Annotated in this window: 16 protein-coding genes and 2 pseudogenes; 6 read left to right on the top strand and 12 right to left on the bottom strand. The window is 69.5% G+C overall.

Annotated features, from left to right (window positions below):
* Positions 1-559 precede the first annotated feature (559 nt).
* Complete coding sequence (locus ACZ4S3_RS31840) at positions 560-925, top strand: VOC family protein (protein ID WP_467940506.1); 366 nt, start codon at positions 560-562, stop codon at positions 923-925.
* A gap of 155 nt (positions 926-1080) precedes the next feature.
* Here ACZ4S3_RS31840 and ACZ4S3_RS31835 read toward each other — a convergent pair.
* Positions 1081-1191 (bottom strand): annotated as a pseudogene (locus tag ACZ4S3_RS31835) (DNA-binding response regulator); the annotation flags it as partial.
* A 202-nt stretch (positions 1192-1393) separates the two neighbouring features.
* Positions 1394-2296, bottom strand: coding sequence for a GNAT family N-acetyltransferase (locus tag ACZ4S3_RS31830; protein WP_467940504.1), 903 nt, complete (start codon positions 2294-2296; stop codon positions 1394-1396).
* A 498-nt stretch (positions 2297-2794) separates the two neighbouring features.
* On the opposite strand from ACZ4S3_RS31830, the gene ACZ4S3_RS31825 reads away from it, so the two are divergent.
* The 3 genes from ACZ4S3_RS31825 to ACZ4S3_RS31815 all read left to right on the top strand — a co-directional run bounded on the left by ACZ4S3_RS31825 (position 2795) and on the right by ACZ4S3_RS31815 (position 5459).
* Positions 2795-4219 carry a penicillin-binding transpeptidase domain-containing protein gene (locus ACZ4S3_RS31825; RefSeq protein ID WP_467940502.1) on the top strand — a complete coding sequence of 475 codons (1425 nt, stop codon included), beginning with the start codon at positions 2795-2797 and terminating at the stop codon, positions 4217-4219.
* Between the two features lie 179 nt (positions 4220-4398).
* Complete coding sequence (locus tag ACZ4S3_RS31820; protein WP_467940500.1) at positions 4399-4632, top strand: YrhB domain-containing protein; 234 nt, start codon at positions 4399-4401, stop codon at positions 4630-4632.
* A gap of 77 nt (positions 4633-4709) precedes the next feature.
* Positions 4710-5459 (top strand): SOS response-associated peptidase, encoded by a 750-nt coding sequence (locus ACZ4S3_RS31815; RefSeq protein ID WP_467940498.1) that lies wholly within the window; start codon positions 4710-4712, stop codon positions 5457-5459.
* A gap of 149 nt (positions 5460-5608) precedes the next feature.
* Here ACZ4S3_RS31815 and ACZ4S3_RS31810 read toward each other — a convergent pair whose 3' ends face one another.
* Entirely contained in the window at positions 5609-6556 is a 948-nt protein-coding gene (locus ACZ4S3_RS31810) for an alpha/beta fold hydrolase (protein ID WP_467940773.1), read from the bottom strand.
* Positions 6557-6756: 200 nt separating this feature from the next.
* Between ACZ4S3_RS31810 and ACZ4S3_RS31805 the strand changes: the two are divergent.
* A pseudogene (locus ACZ4S3_RS31805) lies at positions 6757-6907 on the top strand (winged helix-turn-helix transcriptional regulator); the annotation flags it as partial.
* Between the two features lie 621 nt (positions 6908-7528).
* The gene (locus ACZ4S3_RS31800) at positions 7529-8872 is read left to right on the top strand and encodes a nucleobase:cation symporter-2 family protein (RefSeq protein ID WP_467940496.1); all 1344 of its coding nucleotides are present in this window, start codon (positions 7529-7531) and stop codon (positions 8870-8872) included.
* A gap of 353 nt (positions 8873-9225) precedes the next feature.
* On the opposite strand, the gene ACZ4S3_RS31795 is transcribed toward ACZ4S3_RS31800, so the two are convergent.
* The 9 genes from ACZ4S3_RS31795 to ACZ4S3_RS31755 all read right to left on the bottom strand — a co-directional run bounded on the left by ACZ4S3_RS31795 (position 9226) and on the right by ACZ4S3_RS31755 (position 19185).
* The gene (locus ACZ4S3_RS31795) at positions 9226-10173 is read right to left on the bottom strand and encodes an NAD(P)-dependent oxidoreductase (protein WP_467940494.1); all 948 of its coding nucleotides are present in this window, start codon (positions 10171-10173) and stop codon (positions 9226-9228) included.
* A gap of 873 nt (positions 10174-11046) precedes the next feature.
* Positions 11047-11622, bottom strand: coding sequence for a hypothetical protein (locus tag ACZ4S3_RS31790; RefSeq protein WP_467940492.1), 576 nt, complete (start codon positions 11620-11622; stop codon positions 11047-11049).
* 210 nt (positions 11623-11832) lie between these two features.
* Positions 11833-12687, bottom strand: a complete 855-nt coding sequence (locus ACZ4S3_RS31785) for an ABC transporter ATP-binding protein (RefSeq protein WP_467940490.1) — start codon at positions 12685-12687, stop codon at positions 11833-11835.
* On the bottom strand, positions 12680-13711 hold the full coding sequence (locus tag ACZ4S3_RS31780) for an ABC transporter ATP-binding protein (protein ID WP_467940488.1): 1032 nt from the start codon (positions 13709-13711) through the stop codon (positions 12680-12682). The genes ACZ4S3_RS31785 and ACZ4S3_RS31780 overlap by 8 nt, the downstream gene beginning before the upstream one ends.
* Positions 13711-14568 (bottom strand): ABC transporter permease, encoded by an 858-nt coding sequence (locus ACZ4S3_RS31775; RefSeq protein ID WP_467940486.1) that lies wholly within the window; start codon positions 14566-14568, stop codon positions 13711-13713. The genes ACZ4S3_RS31780 and ACZ4S3_RS31775 overlap by 1 nt, the downstream gene beginning before the upstream one ends.
* Positions 14565-15515: an ABC transporter permease gene (locus ACZ4S3_RS31770; protein ID WP_467940771.1), complete on the bottom strand. Its 951-nt coding sequence runs from the start codon at positions 15513-15515 to the stop codon at positions 14565-14567. The genes ACZ4S3_RS31775 and ACZ4S3_RS31770 overlap by 4 nt, the downstream gene beginning before the upstream one ends.
* The gene (locus ACZ4S3_RS31765) at positions 15515-17176 is read right to left on the bottom strand and encodes an ABC transporter substrate-binding protein (protein ID WP_467940485.1); all 1662 of its coding nucleotides are present in this window, start codon (positions 17174-17176) and stop codon (positions 15515-15517) included. The genes ACZ4S3_RS31770 and ACZ4S3_RS31765 overlap by 1 nt, the downstream gene beginning before the upstream one ends.
* Before the next feature lie 39 nt (positions 17177-17215).
* Positions 17216-18160 (bottom strand): nitrilase-related carbon-nitrogen hydrolase, encoded by a 945-nt coding sequence (locus ACZ4S3_RS31760; protein WP_467940482.1) that lies wholly within the window; start codon positions 18158-18160, stop codon positions 17216-17218.
* Complete coding sequence (locus ACZ4S3_RS31755) at positions 18157-19185, bottom strand: agmatine deiminase family protein (RefSeq protein WP_467940481.1); 1029 nt, start codon at positions 19183-19185, stop codon at positions 18157-18159. Before ACZ4S3_RS31755 ends, ACZ4S3_RS31760 begins: the two co-directional genes overlap by 4 nt.
* Positions 19186-19382: the final 197 nt, after the last annotated feature.

The following is a 19382-nucleotide window of genomic DNA, read 5'->3' as shown; positions in this document are numbered from 1 at the left end:
GATCAACCACTACCGGCCCTCTTCCCCCGGAGGGCTCAAAGGGCTCATGTGACCACACGCCCGCAGTAGGCTCAGGGCGCCCCCTGCATCGGTGAGCCGCTCACCGCAGCTGCGCCGCCGGCATGCCGCGAGGCCGGGCCGTCCCCGGCCCGCCCTGACGCCATGCGGTTCCGGATCTCCTCCAGAGGCGTTCACACGTCCGCTGCCGTGACGAGCGACGCCGTCGCGCTGCGAGCGCGAGCGAGGGGATCGACGACTCCCGGCAGGGGAATTCTCGCAGCCGCCTGGGGCCCACGGAAAAACTGTGGTCAGAGCGTCAAAGACGGCCCGGTCCGCTGTGCTTCCCGCGTGGTTGCGCAGGGGACGAACGGGCCAGGCTTCGCCCGCCTCGGTCCGGGTGCGCCCAGGGTGCGCCAGACCCCCCACGTGATGGTCGATGTGACATTCACCTGCCGGCGAGCTTCACCAGGGACAGAGCCAGGGCCAGGGCCAGGGGGCGGCTGGTCGGGCGGAAAGAAAACTGCGCGACAACTCTCCTGCGGCCGTGCAAGGTTGGCGCATGTTAGATCACATCGCTATTCAGGTGAATGACATCGCGGCCAGCACCGCTTTCTACGATGCCGTACTCGCCCCGCTCGGCGGCGAGCGCAAGAAGCAGTTCGGCGAGAACGTCAGCTTTGGTGTCACGGGGCACCCGCTGTGGCTGGTCCCGGCGAAGGACCCCGCGCCCTCGCGCGAGGTGCACATCGCGTTCACCGCAGCCGACCGCGCTGCCGTGGACGCCTTCTACGCTGCGGCCCTGGCAGTGGGTGCCGAAGTCCTGCACGCGCCCCGACTCTGGCCCGAGTACCACGACTCCTACTACGGAGCCTTCGTTCGCGATCCCAACGGCAACAACGTCGAGGCCGTCTGCCACTGGCCCTGAGGGCCGTCAGGCGGATCACGAGCGAAGCCAGAGGCGAAGAGCAACGATGGCCACCGTGCCGTGGAAGTTAGTGGAAGATATGCGCCCGTTCAGCCGTCGTGATCCACCTTGATGATGTCGCATGATGTCGACGGGGATGGGCGGTGCGTAGCAGCTCATGCTCTGAGGAACGCCAGCACCGCCAGGACCCGGCGATGCCCGTCCGTGTCCACCGGCAGATCGAGTTTATTGAAGATGTTGCCGATGTGCTTGTTGACGGCGGCTTCGTACCGGCTGGGGCGGATCTTGCGGTGTCCACGTACGTTGAGCTGTCGTATGTGGACACCGCATGCGAACGAGGGCGGTGTCCGCTCCTGGAGTTGTGGCGGCCCGCTCCGTCCGGAACAGCCTCTTTGGGCGCATCAATGTCCGGTCAATGTCCGGAGGCGGTTCCGGGTAACCTGTCTCCGGCTACGAGCCGTCGGGCGGTCAGACGAAGTCGATGCGCTCCTCGCTGACCGGATAACCCGCTGTCGCGAAATGTGCTGCCATCGGGAAGTTCCCCTGGTCGGTGGCGGCCGCGATACGCGTCGCGCCCCGCGCCACCAGGTCTTGTGTGCACTCGACCAGCAGGTCGTAGGCATAGCCGTGGCCGCGCTGCTCGGGGAGGACGCCGATGAAGCCGATGCAGGAGCCTGACGGGTTGCGGGCGGGGACGTGGAAGCCCGCTATTTCGCCGGTCGGGGTGTAGGCCAGGCGCCACCAGTCCCGTGGGGAAGGCATCCAGGTGAGGAGGTTGAGGAGTTCCTCGACGGCGCCGTCCCTGCCGTACTCCGCGATGCCGTGCAGGTCGTGGGCGTCCAAGGAGCCTTCCTGGATACGGCGTACCACACCCCGGATGACGTTGTCGTCCGGCTCCGGCCGGTACTCCAGGCGCCCGGTGCGCTCGGGGAGCGGGCAGTCGGAGGTCCAGGTGTAGCGGTAGCGCTCGACCAGCTTCCGGAGCCCGGCCGCCTCGGCTGCGGCCGTGCGGGCCTCGGCTGCGGCCCGCACGTCTGGCTTCTCGCGCCAGCCAGCCGGCAGCAGCAGGCTGTACTCGGCGTGGAAAGGTGCGGCGCGCAGCAGTTGGACAGCGGCCTTGGCGTCGGTGAAGTCGAACCAATCGAGGGCGATGGGTTTTTCGTCCCCGGGCTTGGCCCACCAGGCCGCGCGGGCAACAACGACGCCGTCGCGCAGAGCGACCCAGGTCCATTCGGGCCGGTACTCGCCGCCGTCGGCAATCATGCCGTAGGTGTGGCCGAGGACGGCGCGGCCGACGATGCCCGGGTCGGGCAGGGAGGCGAAGAGGGGAGTCTCGCCCGCGGTGAGCGGACGGATGACCAGTTCAGTCATGGGTGAAGCGATCCTTCGGGAGAGTGACGCGCTCCCGGATCAGACCTGGGACGCCCGGTGGACGGGGCGGGAGCGCACAGTTGTTGTGGTGAGCATCGCTCTCGCCTCCTTATCTGTGATCACGGGCGTGTGCTTACCGTAGTCGCGGTCGCTCGCAGACGTCCAGGCATTTTCCACGCGTGACTGACGGCGTCAGGTGAAAGCTGACCGCTGACCCGTAACCACGACCCTGCGGGCCTCAACGGGCCGCTTCAACCCGACCAGGGCTGACGTCGAAGAGGGCGCCGACCGAACGCGTCGGCCACGGCGGGTGCACTTACCCGGACTCGGGCTCGCCCCCTGCGCTTACCGGCGGGCCCACGGCAGCTCAACGGCCGCTGTGGTTAAGGCGTGTGGGCGGAACCCTCTTGGCCGGCACCTTCCTGAAGGACGTGCTCCCGAACGACGTCCTCCCGAACGACGCCCACCTGTACGCACCGTCCTTCTAGGATGATCGTCATGCCCTCGACGAAGCGCCTCCGGGCCTCGGTTGCCGCCGCCCTGTTTGCACTCCTCTCGGCCCCGTTGTCGGGCTGCACGGCAGGCGGAGACACCCACGCGGGCTCCGGGAAGCCGCCCGGCACACCGCGTGAAAAGCAGTCGCCGCCGAGGCCGCCGAAGGCCGGGCTCGGCAACATCATCGTCGCGGGGCGGGCCATCACCGGTTCCAAGCCGACCGGGCTGGCAAAGGTTCCCTATGAACGCACCTACACGGACGGGGAGTTGTACGCCGCCGTAACGGGTTACCGGTCGGTGGCGTTCGCGCAGGCGGGACTGGAGGGGGTCTACGACGACGTACTGCGCCCCACCTCTCCCAAGGGCGGCCCGCTGGGCAATGTGGTGACGGCCATCGACCCGGCGGTGCAGAAAGCCGCCGCCGACGCGCTACACGGCCGGGAGGGCTCCGCGGTCGCCCTGGATGTGCGGACCGGCCACATCCGGGCGCTGTTCAGCGCCCCGTCGTACGACCCCAGTGCCTTCAGCGGCAACCACGATGACGACGCGACCGCGTGGAAGAAAGTGAACAGCGACGAGAACGAACCGCTGATGAACCGTCCCGTGCGCGGCGACGCCCCGCCTCCCGGCGATCCGTTCCATCTCGTCGTCGCGGCCGCGGCCCTGGAGAAGGGGTTGTACGCCTCCGTGGACGAGGCGACGCACAGTCCGGTCTCCTACGCAGCGCCCGGCGGCACCGGGAAGTTCACCGGTGATCGCGCCCACTGCAAAAACGCATCCATACGAACCGCGCTCCGGTATGCGTGCGACAACGTCTTTGCACGGATGGCGGTCGATGTAGGGCAAAGGGATCTCGCCGCGATGGCCGAGACGTTCGGCTTCAACGACGGCAAACTGCTCATGCCCGTGCGCGTTTGGCCGAGCAACTACCCACGCAAGGCTCTCAGCGCGGCGGATCTGGCCGCCGTCGGCGACGGGGCCGCGGGGGTCACCGCGACGCCCCTCGAGATGGCCCGCGTGATGGCCGTCATCGCGGGCGGCGGCAGGCAGGTCAATCCGCAACTGGTCACCCAGGTGATCCGCGCCGACGGCAGCTCGCAGGGGCCGAAGGATGTCGCCACGGGAGGTGGCGGGGTCGTGGGGCGGAAGACCGCCGATCAGCTGCGGTCGGCTCTGCGGGGTTCGGCGGCGGGCGGTGTGACCGGGTGGGAGTTGCGGCCGGACGCGGACGGCCGCGGCGAAGCGGCCGCCTGGTCCGTTTCCTTCACCCGCTCCCGAGACGGGAGGCCGCTGGCGCTTGCGGTGTGTCTCACGGTCCCCGCGGCCGCCGGCGACCGGTCCGGTGACGCGCAACCGGCGGCGCGTGTCGCGCAGCAGATAGCCCGCGCCGCCGCCGCACCTCGTTCGGCGGACCGGCCGTCTGCCTGAGCACGCGGGTTCGAGGCGGTCGGCGGCCCGGTCCCCTCCGCTTCCGGGGACTCGGCAGCCAGGGCGTGACCCGCCAGTACGCGGTCGCCGACGGCATGCCCGTGCGTGTCGGGCGGACTGGTCGAAGATGGTGGTGGGCATCTGCCCTCACATTCAGTAGGGCCGCCGGGGTCCGGTCGGTGCCTGGCGACTACCAGAAGGAACTGTCGGCGCGCCTGGACCCGATGCGCATGACCGTGGCGCATGGAGAAGAGCACGAGCTGGTGTGGATCGTCTCCTGGACGTCCAAGGAATATCTGCGCACCCGGAATCCGGACTTCATGCCGGCCGGAAACGGGTCATACCTGGTCGACCGCGTCAACGGAGGTCTGCATCAGATCGGCGTCGTCTCCGCGGTAAGCCCGTGTCACTGAGGTGTGGGGCGATGCCCCCCCGTACGGCAGGTGGACATCGTGCCGGCCGACGGGCCATGGCGTGGCAGGGTGGAGGCATGTGTGGCCGATATGCCTCCACCCGCCGTCCGCAGGATCTGGTCGACCTGTTCGACGTCACGCGCTGGGATCTTGGCCAGGTACTGGATCCGAGCTGGAACGTGGCCCCGACCGACGACGTGTGGTCGGTCCTGGAACGGATCGACCACGACACCGGCGAGGTCACCCGGCAGCTGCGATCGCTGCGCTGGGGCCTGGTGCCGTCGTGGGCGAAGAGCCTGAACGTCGGCGCGAAAATGATCAATGCCCGGGTGGAGACGGTAGCGGAGAAGCCTGCCTACCGCCGCGCGTTCGCCAAGCGCCGGTGCCTGCTGCCGGCGGACGGCTTCTACGAGTGGCAGGCCGTCGCCGCGACCGAGACGGCCAAGGCCCGCAAGCAGCCGTACTTCATCAGCCCCGAGGACGGCCAGGTCATGGCGCTCGCCGGGCTGTACGAGTTCTGGCGCGACCCTGCCGTCTCCGATGACGACGCCCCGGGTGCCTGGTGGACCACCTGCACGATCATCACCACCGAGGCCGCCGACGCCGCCGGACGCGTCCACCCTCGCATGCCCCTGACGATTGCCTCCGACGACTGGAGCTCCTGGCTCGACCCCGCCCACCACGACCCCGGCGAACTGCGCGCCCTGCTGGCAGCCCCCGCCGCCGGCCACCTGGATGCCCGCGCCGTGTCCACCGCGGTCAACAACGTCCGCAACAACGGCCCACACCTCCTGGACGAGATCGCGGAAGGCCAATCCGACGCCTGAAGGCGAGGGGCCGGCGCAGGCCGAATGGACTGCGCCGGCCGATACGAGGAGGAGCGACACCTCGTCCACCTCGACCTCACAGCCGCCTACGACGGCGGAGAGGGCCGGCTCCGGTACCTGGTTCGACGATTCGCCTGGCCAGGCCAGGCTCAGGCACAGGCCCTGAGGAATTCGATGAGCGCCGCGTTCACCTCGTCCGGGCGTTCCTGCTGAGTCCAGTGCCCGCAGTCGGCCAGTTTGAGGGGCTCGCGCCGGAGGTTGGGCATGAGGCCGGGGAGGCGCTCGATGAGTTCGGGTGTGCCGGGGAAGGCGGGGACGAGGTCGCGGTCGCCGTAGATGTACAGGGCAGGCCGGGTGACGACGGCGCCGTGCCACGGAGCGGTCAGTTCCCAGTTGCGGTCGAGGTTGCGGTACCAGTTGAGGGCCCCGGTGAAACCGTTGGAAAAGCTCTCGGTGAGTGCGTCGAGATCGTCCTCGGTGAACCACTCCGGCAGTACCTCGGGGTCCGGCATGGTCTCGAGCCAGCCCTGCCCGGGTTCGATCAGCGGCTGCTTGACCTCGCCGGAGTGAGGAGCGGAGCCGGAAGCCGAGTAGAAGAACTTCCGGAGGGTGGTGCGTGTGTCCCTGGCGAACTCGGCGTCGGCGACACCGGGGCGGTTGAAGTAGTTCCAGTAGAAGCGGCCGCCGAACTTCTTGTCCATGGCGGCCAGCGGCGGCTGCGTGCCCCGGAAGGGGGGTGGCACGCTCAGGCCGGCCACCCCGAGCACCATGTCCGGTCGCAGCAGCGCGGTGTGCCAGGCGACCGGCGCGCCCCAGTCGTGCCCGACGACGTACGCCTTCTCCTCGCCCAGGGCCTGGATCAGTCCGACGACGTCGCCGACCAGGTGGAGGATGCTGTACGCGTCGACGTCCTCGGGATGGTCGCTGCGTCCGTATCCACGCTGATCGGGGGCGACCACTCGGAAGCCCGCATCGGTCAGAGGGCCGAACTGGTGGTGCCAGGAGTGCCACGACTCGGGGAAGCCGTGCAGAAGCACCACCAAGGGGCCGTCGCCTTGCTCGGCGATGTGCAGCCGAACGCCGTTCACGTCAACCATTCGATGCTCAACCATGTCTATCAGCGTACGTGCCTTGATCTTCGGATGGCGGTACCGGTCCCTGGGCCTGCCGGGAGTCCGCCTCGCTCGTCTCGCAGGAAGCCGGCGGAGCGACTCGGCGGGGAGGCCGCTGGGCGAGTCCGCCCACCACGCCGCCCCGCGGGGAAGCCCTGCGTGACCGACCTGGACCCGAGACCCTCCGCGGTGCGGGCCGGTTGCGGCACAAACGCCTGATCCTGGTCGTCGACGCTGAACGGACCGTACGGCACGCGCTGTTCCCAGCCGTCGACAACCCGCACGCCGTTCACGCAGAGCCTGTGTCCGGCCGCGGACTGCTCCCGGACAGCTTGAGCACCATTCCACTCGCCCCCGAAGGAGACTTCGCCCCATGGCCGATCCGACCGCACCCGCTCCGGCCGTCCACCAGCTGTTCTCGTACGAGGGGCAGTTGATCTGCTGGAAGCCCTCGTCGTAGCGCTCGACGGTGGGGTAGCTGCGCAGGTTGAAGCCGGGCGGGGATCTTCGAGGCGGGGTGCGCGGGTACGTCGGTGCAGCGGCCGCCCTCACTCGGCGCGGTAGACCACGAGGGGTTCGTCGAGGAGACGCACGGAGACCGGCTCGTCGCCGATCTCGCTCGACAGCGCGACCGGATACCAGTGCTGGGCGAGGATGGCCCAGTCGTCGGGGTCGATGGAAGTGACGGTGACGCATTGCCGTATCGCGACCGTTCCGCTGTTGTTAACAGTGGGCGTCCGGGGTACTGCGGGTGATCGCGAACGCCGGGCCTCAGCAAAAGCAACACCGCTGTTCGATCGCGGAAACGCCGGCGAAACGAGATCAACAAAAAGTTTGACCCGCTGTTCTGGTCGTCAGGCCCCCACGCCCCCGTGCCGGCTGTGTCCCCTCGCACGCCGCCTCCCCGTACCTCCCCCCTCTCCTGACATCGCGCCAACCCCGCCCCGGAGGCTCTCCTTGACCCAGACCCCTGACCCCACCGCGCCCGAAGCCGTGGCCCCAGCCCGGCACCCGGTCGATGAGGTCCTGCCACCTGCCCGGCTGGGACTGCTCGGTCTGCAGCACGTGCTGGTGATGTACACCGGCTGTGTCGCCGTCCCGCTGGTCTTCGGGGCGGCGGCCAAGCTCGACACCTCCACCATCGGCCTGCTGATCAACGCCGACCTGCTGGTGGCCGGCCTGGTGACGCTCCTTCAGGCGCTCGGCATCGGCAAGGTGTTGGGTGTGCGGCTGCCGGTCGTCGCGGGTGCCACCTTCACCGCCGTGACCCCGATGGTCCTCATCGCGGGGGAGTACGGCATGCAGGCGGTCTACGGATCGATGATTGCCGCCGGTGTCTTCGGGCTGCTGGTCGCGGTGCCGTTCGCCCGCGCGGTCAGGTTCTTCCCGCCGTTGGTCAGCGGGTCCGTCATCACCGTCATCGGGCTGTCCCTGATTGGCGTGGCGGCCGGGCTGATCGCCGGACAGGACTCCACCGCCAAGGACTACGCCGCTCCGAGCCACCTCGCCCTGGCCGGCGGCATCGTGCTGCTCATCGTTCTGATCAACCGCTTCACCAGCGGGTTCGTCGCCCAACTCGGCGTCCTGCTCGGCCTGGTGGTCGGTACGCTGATCGCGCTCCCCATGGGCCTGACGGACTTCTCCTCCGCGAAGGGCGCCGACTGGTTCGGTCTCGCCTCACCGTTCCACTTCGGTGCCCCGCACTTTCCCGTCGCCGCCGTCATCTCCATGTGCATGGTCATGCTGGTGGCGTTCACGGAGTCGACTGCCGACATGCTCGCCGTCGGCGAGATGACCGGACGCCCGCTCTCCCCGCGCGACCTCGCCCGCGGCCTGGCCGCCGACGGCGTCTCCGGCATCTTCGGTGGCATCATGAACGGCTTTCTGGACACCGTCTTCGCCCAGAACGTCGGCCTGGTCGGCATGACCAAGGTCCGCAGCCGCTACGTTGCCGCCGTCGCCGGCGGCATCCTCGTCGTCCTTGCCCTCATCCCCAAGCTCGGCGAGATCGTCGCCTCCCTGCCGGGGCCGGTCATCGGCGCGGCCGGACTGGTCATGTTCGCCACCGTCACCTCGGTCGGCATCAACACCCTGCGCAAGGTGGAGTTCGAGGGCACCAATAACCTGCTGATCGTCGCCGTCTCCATCGGCGTGGGCATGCTCCCGGTGGTGGCGCCGTCGTTCTACCACGCCTTCCCGACCTGGGTGCAGATCATCGGCGGCAGTGCCATCACCAGCGCGACCGTCGCCGCCTTCCTGCTGAACCTGCTGTTCAACCACACACCCGGGCGCCGGAAGTAGACGACTGCGGTGGCAGAGGACGGTGCCGCCGTGCCGCTGGCGAGTTCCGGCTGAGCCGCAGCGGGCTGCAGAACCGGCGCGGGAGCACCGACGCCGTCGAGGCCCTCTGTCTCTCGACGACGGACTGCACGTCACCTGGCACCACTGCCCTGTCTGACGGTGTAACGGCGATCAGCGCACGACGGTCTTGTCGGTGAAGTCGGTGAAGTCGGTGAAGTCGGTGAAGTCGGTGAAGTCGGTGAAGTCGGTGAAGTGGATGCGGATGACGGTTTCGCCGCGCGCGGGCACGTTCACTGTGTCGTACCAGCGGTGGGCGGGGGCGTGGGCGTGGGCGCTTCCGTATGGTCGGCGGATCAGGTCTGCGGTGACAGACCGTCGTCCACTGGCACGTTCTGGGCTTCCAGCGTGATGCCGGAGTTCCTGGCCTGCTCGAGGATCAAGGACGCGAAGTCCTCTTCGACATGCCCCGCGCCGATGGCACCGGCGACGAGCTGGGCGGTGGCGGCGGCGAGCGGCATCGGGACCTCCAGCTCGCGGGCCGCGGAGAGCCCAAGATCGAAGTCCTTGCGCAGCAGCGGCATGGTGAACGTCGGCTCGAAGTCCAGATTGACCAGCGCGGGCGACTTGTAACGGGTGAAGACCGAGCCCATCACCGAATCGTTGAGGAATTCCAGGAAGGCGGCACGGCTGACACCGCCCTTCTCCGCGAGGATGGTGATCTCGGCGAGCGACTGGGTGACGACACCGAGGAAGACGTTGTGCGCGATCTTGACGAGACGGGCGACTTCGCCCTCACCGACATAGCTCACCCCACGTCCCAGCAGAGCCAGCAACGGCTCGACCTGACCGAACACCTCGGGTGAGCCGGAGACCGCGACCGTCAGCTTGCCTGCGGTGATCACCTTCGGGTTCCCGCTCACCGTGGCGGCCAGGAAGTCGGTCCCCCGCGTGGCGGCTGCATTCCGGATCAGCGCGGACACCTGGGTGGACACCGTGGAGCAGTCGATCAGCACCCCCGGCGCAGCATCCGGCGAAGTCAGCACACCGCCGGGGCCCGTGGTGACCGCCTCCAGGGCGGCCGAGGCGGTCACCATGGTGAACACGACGTCCCGGTCGGCCAGATCAGCCGGCCGGTCGGCGATTCTCGCTCCCCGTCCAGCCAGCGGTTCGGCCTTGGCGCGGGCCCGGTTGTAGACGGCTACGTCGTGCCCCGCATCCAGCAGCCGGGTAGCCAGCTGGAAGCCCATGCGTCCGGCACCGATCCAACCGATACGCGGGCCGTCCTGGGCGGCAATCGTCATTTGTGTACCTCAACCCTGGAAGAGGCTCGACCGATGCGGCCCCGCAGCTGACCGACCAAACGAACGATTGAACGCAGCCGAACCTCGTGGCCACTGTCTCCGAGCCGCATCGCCATCGCGGCGCCGAGTGCGCCTGCGCCGAGAACAGCGACAGCGACAGCGGAAGCGTGAGACATGGAAGATCCCTTTCCGTTTCCCTTATCCATATCCTTATCCATATCCATCTTCCGCTGACACCCGGGCCTTCCCGGGCAAGGAAACGCAGCGCCGTTCACGAGCAGTAAGCCGAACGTCGGCGAGTCGTGCAGGCCGGCGGCGTCCCGCCGGCCTGGTCCGTAACCCGCTCGCGTTCCTCCGTCCTCCGTAATGCGGCAACCGCTCACCGCGCGCGGGGGCTACGGCGGTGCGCAGCGTCCGGCTCGGGCACCGTCCTGCTCCGGCTCGGGGCATCGGGCGGCCAATCGATGGAAGCCACAAGCGGCCGTGCCGGCGCATCAGGGTGGCCGGAGACCTCGCGGATGCGTACGCGGATCCAAACCTTGGGGCGTTCGAGCTGGGGTATTGGGAGGTTCACACCGTCGGCGTTCGACCAGCGTTGCCGGGCCCGGCCAGTTGTCGTTCAGATCGGGTTCCCTTGTGATGGCCGGCAGGTTCGTGACGCCCGTGAGGCGGACGCCCTCTGCGCGGGGGAAATCGTCTGAGCTCATGGGCTCCATTGTGATGTTGAGCCACGGCCCGGAGCGGCCTTGGAGGCGCTGACGCCGACGGGTGAGGGCCGGCCCGTTCGCCGGGCCCGGGGCCCGGGGCGGGTTCGTGGGCGGCGGCCTGCGGGCGTTCAGGAGTCCGAGCGGTGCCTGCGCCGGCCCAAGTGGCCTATGCCGCCATCGAGTTTGCAAGGGCACAGAGGCCGCCGCCCATCAGGCCACCGAAGACCAGGCTGACGCCGGTGACGGTCGTCCCGCGTTGCAGGGGGCGCCTGCTGATGCGGAAGGCGGATCTCAGCACGAGCACCGCCACGCCGAACATCGCCGCAGCGACGCACCAGTACTGCGCACCTTCGATGTAGAGCGCCGAGGCGCCGCGGTCGAACGACACCGGGCTGAGGGCCACCGCGGCGACGTTCTCGCCCTTGTCGTACTCCGTGCTGGGCTGGAAGCCCTTCACGTTGTAGCGGAGCTTGCCTTCATCGGAGCGGAAGGTGCCGGAGCACTCCACGTCGGCACGCCTGTTATCCCTGTCGCAGCGCTCGATGGTGATCGTCCCGGGAGTGCCGTCGGCCGCCGTTCTGGGGCCCTCCTCGTAGCCCGCGCCGATGAGGATCAGACCGAAGAGCAGGATAAGGACGCCCAGCGCCCCCGCCCCGATGCGGGCGCCGACGCCCCGCTTCGCAAGGGGCGTGCCCGTTCCGGCCTTCCGCAGGTTCCACTCGACGCCCGCGTCCGTCTTCACCGCTGTCCCGTCCCCTCTGCGTGGTGCTCGTTCCCAGCCGATTCCTGGCGATCTTGTCGACGTCGGCGAGTCAGAGTAACGGACGTGTGCGCGCGCCGCGCTTGGGCACCAGCCGCACCAGGTCCTCGGTGGCGAGCAGCAGCAGGGCCTCACGAATCGGGGTGCGGGACCTCCGGTATGCCCTGCTCGCGCCAGAGGCCACCGGACCGCCTATGCTCCGTCCGCCGCTGTGTGCGCGGGAGCGTTGAGTGCGCGCCGGGCTTCGGCGATGTGCCGCGGGTTCCAGCCGACGCGGGGTACGGAATCCAGCAACAGCCGGGTGTAGGCATGGCCGGGGTCGGCGAGGACGTCCGCGGTGGGGCCCTGTTCGACGATGCGTCCGGCGCGCAGGACCACGACGTTGTCGGTCACGGCTTTCACCACTCCCAGGTCGTGGGTGATGAAGAGATAGCTGATCTTCGTCTGTTCCCTGATATCGGAGAGCAGGTTGAGGATCTGGGCCTGGACGGAGACATCGAGCGCGGCGACGGCCTCGTCCAGGACGAGGACGGCCGGTTCGACCGCCAGGGCGCGTGCGATGGCCACCCGTTGCCGCTGGCCTCCGGACAGTTCGCGCGGCCGGGCTGCGGACTCCCGCTCGCCCAGGCCCACTTGGTCGAGGAGTTCGGTGATTCTGCGGTCGTGGCCAGTGCCGGGGAAGTGCAGGCGCAGCGTCTCGCGCAGTACGGCGCGCACGGGGATCCGGGGGTCGAGCGAGAGGAGCGGGTCCTGGAAGACCATCTGCACTTCGCGGGCGGTGCGCAGCCGGGCGGCCCGGCCGCGCACCGTGCTCTGCCGTTGCCGGGGCGTGCGGTCGTGGCCGCGTACCGTCACCGTTCCCGTGTCGGCCCGCTCCAGGCCGGTGATGATGCGCGCGGTGGTGGTCTTGCCGGAGCCGGACTCGCCGACCAGGCCCAGCGAGCCTCCCTCGGGGAGCGTGAAGGTCACGTCGTCGACGGCCCGGACCGCGCCGTAGGACCGGCAAAGGCCGGTGACCTGCAGCGCCGGATCGGCTTGTTCAGTCATCGGCGGTGGCTCCCTGGAGTGTCAGGTCCTCGGTGTGATGGCATGCCGCCGTGCCGTCCTGACGTGCCACCGCAGCCGGGTCCTCGGTCGCGCAGACGGCGGTGGCGTAGGGGCAGCGCGGGGCGAAGGCGCAGCCGGTCAGGGCGGTGCGAAGGTCCGGTGGCCGTCCCGGGATCGCGGTCAGGCGCGCGAGCGGTGCGTCCAGGCGCGGGGTGGCGGCCAGCAGGGCGGCTGTGTAGGGGTGGCGCGGGAAGGTGAAGAGGGTATGTGCGGGGCCGGTTTCGACGATGCGGCCGGCGTACATGACGTAGACCCGGTCACTGATGGCGGCCGCGAGTTCGAGGTCGTGAGTGACGAACAGCAGCCCGGTGTCGAAGCGTGCGCGCAGCTCTGCGAGCAGGGCGATGATCTCGGCCTGGGTGGTGACGTCGAGGGCGGTGGTGGGTTCGTCGGCCAGGAGCAGTTCGGGGCCTGGCATCAGGGCGGCGGCGATCATGATGCGCTGGAGCATCCCGCCGGAGACTTCGTGCGGGTACTGGCGCAGGACGCGCGGGGACAGGCCGACGGCGTCGAGGAGTTCGACGGACCGGGCGCGCGGGTCCGTCCGACCGTCGGGGGATGCTCTGAGCCCTTCGGTGAGGAAGTCGCCCAGGCGGCGCAGTGGGTTGATGGCGGCACGCGGGTCTTGGAAGATCATCGATGCGGTCCGTGCGCGCAGGGTGCGTAGCCGGTCCGGTGCCATGGTGAGGACGTCGTGCCCGGCGACCCGTACCGCGCCGGAGACCTGGGCGTGCGGCGGGAGCAGGCCGAGGGCCGAGCGTGAGGTGAGGGTTTTCCCGGAACCGGACTCGCCCACCAGCGCGACGGTCTCGCCCGCGCCGACCGTGAGGTCCACTCCCGCGAGCACCGGCCGGGCGAGCTCCGGCAGGCTCAGGCACAGGCCATCCGTTTCCAGTACGGGTCCCGTCCGGTCCCGTTCGGCCGGTGTGGGGGCTGCGGGAAGGGCTGCGTGCGGTGGGGGCATCAGGGCCTGCCTGCGACTCGGTCGGCGAGTTTTTCGCCGACGACGTTGAACGCGACGACGCTCAGGACGACCGCCACGCACGGGGCGACCGCGGACAGCGGGAGTCCTTCCAGGATCGCGGACTGGCCGTCGTTGATCATGGATCCCCAGTCCGGGGTGAGCGGGGGCACGCCGAGCCCGAGGAAGGACAGGGCGGCCAGGTCGAGCAGTGCGTAGCCGAAGTTGACGGTCGACTGGGCCATCACGACGGGTGCGATGTTGGGGATCAGATGCCGCAGGCAGATCCACAGTCCGGAGAATCCCTGGACCCGATAGGCGGCCAGATAGGGACGTTCGGCCTCGGCCAGGGCGAGGCCGCGGGCGAGCCGGCTGACGAAGGGGATGTAGGCGAGGGACAGGGCGACCACGGGGGCGAGCAGCCCCCGTCCGTACAGGGCCACCAGCAGCATCGCCAGCAGCAATCCGGGGAAGGCGAGCAGCAGTTCGCTGCCGCGGGAGAGGACCGCGTCGAGCCGGCCGCCCCGCCATGCGGCGGCGACGCCGAGAGCCAGCCCGAGGAGAGTGGACAGGACGACGACGCCGAGCGGGCCCAGCAGGGAGGTGCGGGAGCCGGCGATCAGCCGGGAGAGGGTGTCGCGGCCGGAGATGTCTCCGCCGAGCAGATGGTGGGTGGACGGGCCGGCCAGCGCCGCGCCGAAGTCGACGTCGTTGGGGTCGCCGGGAGTCAGCCAGGGGGCGCTGAGGGCGACGATCACCAGCAAGGCGACGAAGCCGAGACAGCTGAGGTGCAGCCAGTTGCGGCGGGTGCGCAGCCGGGCCAGGCCGGGCCGGCGGACGAGGACGCTCGCGGCGGTCATGCGGTACTCCTCGTGCCGAGCCGTACCCGGGGGTCGATCAGCGGGTACACGAGATCGATGAGCAGGTTGACGGCGACGAACAGGGCGACGATCAGCAGTGAGACGGCTTGCACGACGGGATAGTCCTTGACGGTCACGGACTTGGCGAGAAATTCGCCGAGCCCGCCGAGCCCGAACGCGGACTCCACGAGGATCGTGCAGACCACGAGGCCGGAGAGCGTCAGTCCGCCTTGGGTGACCACGGCGTCGAGGGCGTTGCGCAGCACATGCCGCCGGATCACGGTCCTTTCGGGGACGCCTCGGCTGCGGGCCACGGCGACATGCTCCCGGTCGAACTGCTCGACCATCGCGGCCCTGGTCACCCGTGCCAGTACGCCGACGAAGGGCAGCGCGAGCGCGAGCGAGGGGAGGGCCAGGTGGTAGAGGGTGCCGAACAGGCCGTCACCACTGCCGAGAGCGGGGAACCAGCCGAGGCGGACCGAGAACAGTGCCAACAGCAGGATCGCGGCGATGAACGACGGCGTCGCCACCGCCACCGAGGTACCCACCAGGACCGCGGAGTCGGTCCGCCCGCCGCGTACCGCGCCCAGCACGCCCAGGGCCAGTCCGCACACCAGCACCAGGACGCAGGCCATGGCGATGAGGAGCAAGGTGGTGGGAAGCCGGGCCGTGATGAGCGCCGCGACGTCGCTGCGGTACTGCACGGAGCTCCCGAAGTCGCCGGTCAGGGCGTTGCCCAGCCATTTGACGTACTGGACGAGGAAGGGGTCATCGAGGTGGTAGTGGGCGCGGATGGCGGCGAGCGCCTGGGGGTTGGCGCCGCGCCCGCCGAGCAGGAAGGTCTCCGGTTTGCCAGGGGCGAGGTGGACGGAGGCGAAGACCAGGAACGAGGCGAGCAGGAGGGTGGCGGCCAGTTCCGCCAGTCGCCTCAGCAGGAAGCGGATCATCATCGGGCCGCCCCCACGTCCGCGGCCCACGGGTAGTACATGTAGGCGATGCTGGTCGGGGCTCCGGTGATGCGCTTGTTCTGGAACACCGTGTTCGGGTATTCGGCGACCGGCAGGCTGAGCACCTGGTCGCTCGCCATCTTCTGCAGCCGGGCGGTGAGCACGCCCCGCTTCTGCGGGTCGTACTCCGCGGTCGCCGCATTGGCGGTCCTGTCGTACGCCGGGTCGCTGTAGCCCCCGTAATTCTCGAACTCGCCGGTGCGGAAGTTGGTGTACATACCCAGCGGATCGGTGATCGACAGGTAGTACGTGTAGGGGAAGAGGTCCAGGCCCTCGCGTGCCTTGGCGTCGGAGTACAGCGAGGTGAAGGCGTCCGGGGCGATGGTCTTCACCTCGACGTCGAGGCCGATGCGGCGGCCGGCGTCCTGGACGGCGATGGCGAGCATCGAGACGTCGGGGCCGATCGGGCTGGTGGCCACCGTGATCTTCTTGCCGGTGGCGCCGGCCCGCGCGATCAGCTGCTTGGCCCGAGTCAAGTCCCGTGCGGTAGACGGTAGTTCGGCATACGCCGCGTCCACTGTCCGCTGTCGTACGCCCTGCCACGCCGCCCGCGAGGCGAGTGCGCTGCTGGGTATGACCGAATTCCGCATCGCGGCCTTCGCGAAGCCCCGACGGTCCAGCGCCAGCATCAGCGCCCGTCGCACCCGGACGTCCTTGAGAGTGCCCTTGAGGTGGGAAACGGCGAGGTTGATGGTGGTGAGCCCTTCCCCGAAGCGGAGCGAGCCCGCGTCGTCGGCGCGCAGCCGGGAGAGGCTTTCGGGCGGGACGCCGAAGGTGCCGTCGACCTCGCCGGTGAGCAGGGCGTTGGTGCGGGCGGCGGAGTCGGGCAGGAAGGTGAAGGTCACCTTGCCGGCCTTGGCACGGTGGCCCCAGTAGCCGTCGAAGCGGTCGAGTTCGAGGGACTGGCCCTTGTCCCATCTGCCGAGCTTGTAGGGGCCGGTGCAGTCCAGGCCGCCGTCGGCGGTGCCGAACGCGGCGCCCTCCTTCTTCATGGTGCGGGCACTGGCCACCGTGCCGGCCGAATTGGCCATCGCCTGCGGGAACAGCGCGTCGGGGCGCTTGAGCCGGACGGTGATCTGGAGCGGGCCGGTCTTGTCGATGGACTGCACGTTCTTGAAGTCCTCCACCCAGTACGAGCCCAGTTCGGGGTCCATATGACGGCGCAGGCTGTAGACCGCGTCGTCAGCGGTCAGCACACCGCCGTCATGGAACCTGACACCCGGCCGCAGGTCGTAGACCCAGGTCTTCGGGTCGGGGTTGGTGGCCCGCCGCGCCAGTCCCGGCGCCGTCTTCAGCTCCGGCGTCCAGCGCATCAGGCTCTCGCAGACATTCGACACCACCGTGTTCTGCGGATAGTCGAACGCGTAGAGGTAGTCGAGTACCGGAGGCTCGGCGTACAGCGCCCAGTTGAAACTCTTGATGTCCCCTTTGGCCGGCGGCGTATCGCGGGAGAGCCGCAGGTCCGCGGCGCTGTTGGCGCCTGCCGGCGTGCCGCAGCCCGCGGCCGCGAGGGCCAGCGAGAGGACTGCGGCAGCCGCGATACGGGTCCGGCGGCCGGCGGCGGGCCCGCGCGGCCGAAGAGAGAACGAGGATGTCGGCATCGCGCGGACCCCTTCGATGGCTCGCTTGATTCTGCGGATTCAGAGGGCCAGTGGCTCGGTCAACTGCCCGTACAGCTCAGGGCGTCGGGTATGGAGCAGTCCGAAGGCGAGCCAGTCCCGCCGCTGGTCGAGGTCGAGATCGGCCACCAGTACGGCGGGCCGGTCGCGCGGTGCGCGGAGCATCACCCGGCCGTAGGGGTCGGAGAGGAAGGAGGAACCGTAGAAGGTGCTCACGCCTTCGGTGCCGACCCGGTTGGGCACGACCATGAACAGGGCGTTGGCCAGGCCGTTGGAGCTGATGGCCTGCTCCCACATCGGGCGGGTGTCGAAGTCGGGCAGGTCCACTTCGGAGCCGATGGCGGTGGGGTGTACCAGCACTTCGGCACCGCGCAGCGCGTAGGCGCGGGCCAGCTCCGGGAACCACTCGTCCCAGCAGGTCGGGAAGCCGAACCGGGCGCCCGCCACCTCGACGACCGGGAAGCCGCTGTCGCCGGGCCGGAAACAGCGGTCTTCGCGGTAGCCGGGGAACGCCGGAATGTGGTTCTTGCGGGTGCGGGCGAGGAGCCGGCCGTCGGGGGCGACGCAGATCGCGGTGTTGTAGCCGAGCCCGCCGTCGGTGGCCCGCTCGTACAGCGAGGCGTGCACGGTGACGCCGAGGTCGACCGCGAGTTCGGTGGCGAGGTGGGTCGTCGGCCCGTCGGGCAGGTCCTCCAGATACCGGGCGGCCCCTTCGGCCATCGGGTCCTCGACGGCCGCGAAGTAGGGACTGCGTGTCAGCTCCGGCAGACAGACCACCTCGGCACCCTGCGCGGCGGCGAGCCGGACCCCCGCACGCAGCGCTTCGTCATGCACGCTCTCGTCGGCCTGCCAGCGCATCTGGACGAGTCCGACCCGCAGCATCGGCCGCTCCGGCGGCGTCAGCCGGGCGGGCGAACCCAGGGGCGAGCCGGCGGCGGTGAGCAGTTGGTAGGTCTCGTCGCTCACGCCGTTGCCCCCTTCGCCGCGGCGGCGAACGCCTTGGGAAGCTGTTGGGTGATGCAGTGCACGCCGCCACCGCCGAAGGCCAGCGTAGGAGTCGGCACGCCGACCACCGTACGGTCGGGCATCGCGGCAGCGAGCACCGCGAGTGCCGCTTCGTCCTCGTCGCCGCCGCCGACCGGGACGACCACCCCGCCGTTGGCCAGATAGAAGTTCAGATAGCCGACCTCGACCTCTTCCCCCTCGACCTCGCCATATGTGGTCTGCGGGAGCTCAATGATCTCCAGCTTGCGGCCGTGTGCGTCGGTGACCGTTTCCAGCACGGCGCGGTTGGCCCGCATCCGTGCGTGGTCGGGGTGCTGCGGGTCGCCGGGGAGGGAGACGACCACCTTGCCGGGGGCGATGAAGGCACAGACACCATCGACATGGCCGTCCGTCTCGGTGTCCTCCAGACCGCCGTACGGCAGCCAGATCACCTTTTCCACGCCGAGCCGCCGCATCAGCTCGGCCTCGATCTCCGCACGGTCCATCCGGGGGTTGCGGTTCGGGTGGAGCAGGCACTGCTCGGTGGTGATCAGGGTGCCTTCCCCGTCGACGGTGATCGCCCCGCCTTCAAGGACCATCGAGGAGTGGACGCGCTCGATGCCGAGCCGGTCCAGCAGCAGCGCGGCCAGCTTGTCGTCGGCATCCCAGGGGTAGTGCTTCTCGCCCCAGGCATTGAAGCGGAAGTCCGTTCCGACCCGGTGCCCGTCCTCGGTGAAGGCGAAGATCGGCCCCGAGTCGCGCAGCCACGAGTCGTCGAGGGGCAGCTCGATCACCTCGACGTCCTCGCCGCACCTCTCCTGGGCCACCGCGCCGTGCCCCGGCGCGGCGATCATGATCACCGGCTCGAAGGCGGAGATGGCGCGGGCCACCGCCGCGTACTCCCGCTGCGCCGAGCCGAAGGCGGCGCCCCACAGGGACTCCCGGCTCGGCCACGCCATCAGACATGCCTCGTGCTCGGCCCACTCGGCCGGCATACGCGGATTCATCGCTCGTTCTCCTTCGTCACGCCGCTGAGCGGCGACCTGGGTGCTCGCGAGAGCGGCGACACGGTGAGCGCACCGATCGGGTCGCTCGCGGTTTCCTCCCTGGCTGAAAATTCGGTCAGCCTGGCGCCGTGCCGCTATCCTGGGACTGACTGAATTTTCAGTCAAGTGGTGTGAACGCGATTCCCGAGAGTTCCGAG

The sequence above is a fragment of the Streptomyces sp. NPDC028368 genome, from assembly GCF_055565615.1.
This window is presented reverse-complemented; position numbering and strand designations above follow the sequence as displayed.